2 protein-coding genes are annotated in these 3,277 nt (G+C 68.0%); both read left to right on the top strand.

The window, feature by feature from the left end:
• The first annotated feature begins 256 nt into the window (after positions 1-256).
• Complete coding sequence (locus VFL64_RS17015; RefSeq protein WP_489541567.1) at positions 257-811, top strand: winged helix DNA-binding protein; 555 nt, start codon at positions 257-259, stop codon at positions 809-811.
• A 10-nt stretch (positions 812-821) separates the two neighbouring features.
• Positions 822-3,277 (top strand): hydantoinase/oxoprolinase family protein (locus VFL64_RS17010; protein WP_489541566.1); only part of this gene is annotated, 2,456 nt, incomplete at its 3' end.

Raw genomic sequence — 3,277 nt, 5'->3', positions numbered from 1 at the left:
GCGGGTAGGCGGACGGCAGATCCCATTTGGTCTGGGCCTGCGCGGGCCCGGTGAGGGCTCCGGCCAGGGCGAGCGCGGCGGCGCAGAGCGAGCGACGGGTCAGATTCATGGCGTTCCAGTCAACGAAGTGGTGAAGGGAAGTAGCACGCTGTGTGCCATCGGAGAAGGCCATCTGAAGGCTGGCAAGGCGCTTGAAGTCTAGGAATCATTCCGATAAATTGTCAATAAATTTTCAACGTTTTGGGGAAACTACGGAATGGCCCGCACCCAGCAGAGCACCTCAAGGCCTACCCGCAAGCCCGCGGCGGCAGAAGCCAAGCGCGGCATCGTGTCGTCGTCGCACCTGGTGTCGCCGCGCAGCGTGGAGCTGTCGGAGTTCGAGTTCGGCCTCATCGTGGCGTGGAACGCGTTCTCGCGCTGGGCGGTGCGCTGCATGGCCGCCGCCGGCTGCCCCGACCTCACCATCACCGACGTGCTGCTGATGCACCACATCAGCCACCGCGCGCGCAACAAGAAGCTGGCCGACATCTGCTTCGTGCTCAACTACGAAGACACCCACGTGGTGGCCTATTCGCTCAAGAAGCTGGTGGCCGGCGGCCTGGCGCGTGCCGACAAGGTGGGCAAGGAAGTCTTCTACAGCCCCACGCCGCAAGGCGAGGCCCTGGTTCAGAAGTACCGCGAGGTGCGCGAGGCCTGCCTGGTGGACAACCTCGACGTGGAACGCAACCACGACATCGGTGAGCTGGCGCGGTTGCTGCGCACCATGTCGGGCCTGTACGACCAGGCGGCGCGTGCCGCCACGAGTCTTTGATCGGAGTGCCATGCAGAACCAAGAGCAAATCAAGCGCTGGCAGTTCTGGATCGACCGCGGCGGCACCTTCACCGACGTGGTCGGCAAGCGGCCCGACGGCTCGCTCGTCACCCACAAGCTGCTGAGCGAGAACCCCGAGCAGTACCGCGACGCGGCGGTGGCCGGCATCCGGCATCTGCTGGGCCTGAAGGCGGACGAACCCATCCTGCCAACCGTGGTGGAGTGCGTGAAGATGGGCACCACGGTGGCCACCAACGCGCTGCTGGAACGCAAGGGCGAGCGCACCCTGCTGGTGACCACGCAGGGCTTCCGCGATGCCTTGCGCATCGGCTATCAGGAGCGCCCGCGCCTCTTCGATCGCCACATCGTGCTGCCGGAGCTGCTCTACAGCCGCGTGATCGAGGCGCGCGAACGCGTCGGGGCGCAGGGCGAAGTGGTGCAGCCACTCGATGAATCGCAGCTGCGTGCCGACCTGCAGGCAGCCCACGCCGACGGCCTGCGCAGCGCGGCCATCGTCTTCATGCACGGCTACCGCTTCCAGGCGCACGAGCAGGCAGCCAAGCGGCTGGCGCAGGCGGTGGGCTTCACGCAGATCAGCGTTTCGCACGAAGTGAGCCCGCTGATGAAGCTGGTGGGGCGAGGCGACACCACGGTGGTCGACGCCTATCTCTCGCCCATCCTGCGCCGCTACGTGGAGCAGGTGGCGCTCGACATGCCAGGCGTGAAGCTCTTCTTCATGCAGTCGTCGGGCGGGCTCACCGATGCGCATGCCTTCCAGGGCAAGGACGCGATCCTGTCCGGTCCCGCAGGGGGCATCGTCGGCATGGTGCGAACGGCACAACTCGCCAAAGACGATCTGGGCGCGATTGACGGCAATGCGCGCGTGATCGGCTTCGACATGGGCGGCACCTCCACCGACGTGAGCCACTTCGCCGGCGAGTTCGAGCGTGCCTTCGAGACGCAGGTCGCCGGCGTGCGCATGCGCGCGCCGATGATGAGCATCCACACGGTGGCGGCGGGCGGCGGTTCCATCCTCAGCTTCGACGGCGCGCGCTTCCGCGCCGGCCCCGAGAGCGCGGGCGCCAACCCCGGGCCGGCCTGCTACCGGCGCGGCGGCCCGCTGGCGGTGACCGATGCGAACGTGATGCTGGGCAAGATCCAGCCGGCCTTCTTCCCCAAGGTGTTCGGCCCGCACGCCGACCAGTCGCTGGACCGCGAGGCCGTGGTGCAGGGCTTCACCCGCATGGCCGCCGACATCGAACGCGCCACCGGCACCCGGCGCACACCCGAAGCCGTGGCCGAAGGTTTCATCGACATCGCCGTGGGTGCGATGGCCAATGCCATCAAGAAGATCTCGGTGGCGCGCGGCTACGACGTGACGCGCTACGCGCTGCAGTGCTTCGGCGGCGCCGGCGGCCAGCACGCCTGCCGCGTGGCCGATGCCCTGGGCATGACGCGCGTGTTCGCCCACCCGCTGGCTGGCGTGCTTTCGGCCTACGGCATGGGCCTGGCCGACCAGAGCGTGATGCGCGAGAGCGCGATCGAGCTGCCCCTGGCCACCGCGTTGCCCACGGCCAGCGAGCGCCTGGACGCGCTGGCACGCGACACCGCCGACGAACTGCGCCGCCAGGGCGTGAGCAGTGCCGATGTGGTCGTACACAGGCGCGTGCACGTCCGCTACCAGGGCACCGACTCGGCGCTGGTCGTGCCCTTCGGCAGTGCAGCCGAGATCCAGGCCGCGTTCGAGGCCGCTTACCGCCGCCGTTTCGCCTTCCTGATGAGCGAACGCGCGCTGGTGGTGGAGGCGGTATCGGTCGAGGCGGTCGGCGCTGGCGATGCACCCGCCGAAGCGGCACACACCGACCTGGCCAACGGCCCTGCGCCCGTGGCCGACACCGTCAAGCTCTACAGCGGCGGCCGCTGGTGGGATGCAGCACTGGTCGTTCGCGAGCAGGCACGCCCTGGCCATACCGTCGATGGCCCGGCCATCATTGCCGAGAAGAACGCGACGACCGTCGTCGAACCTGGCTGGCGCGCACGCCTGACCGCGCTCGACCACCTGGTGCTCGAGCGCGTGCAGCCGCGCGAAGCGCGTCGGGCCATCGGCACCACGGTCGACCCGGTGATGCTGGAGGTGTTCAACAACCTCTTCATGAACATCGCCGAGCAGATGGGGCTGCAACTGCAGAACACCGCCTATTCGGTCAACATCAAGGAGCGGCTCGACTTCTCCTGCGCGCTGTTCGACGCCGAGGGCAACCTCATCGCCAACGCCCCGCACATGCCGGTGCACCTGGGCTCGATGAGCGAATCGATCAAGACCGTGATCCAGGGCCACGCCGGGCGCATGCAGCGCGGCGACGTGTACGTGCTGAACGACCCGTACCACGGCGGCACCCATCTGCCCGACGTCACCGTCGTGACGCCGGTCTTCGCGGACGAGGGCGACGAGATCCTCTTCTACGT

Source organism: Rhizobacter sp. (assembly GCF_035702065.1).
Classification (GTDB): domain Bacteria; phylum Pseudomonadota; class Gammaproteobacteria; order Burkholderiales; family Burkholderiaceae_C; genus Rhizobacter.
Note: the sequence above shows the minus strand (reverse complement) of the source record. Positions and strands in the feature narration are given on the sequence as shown.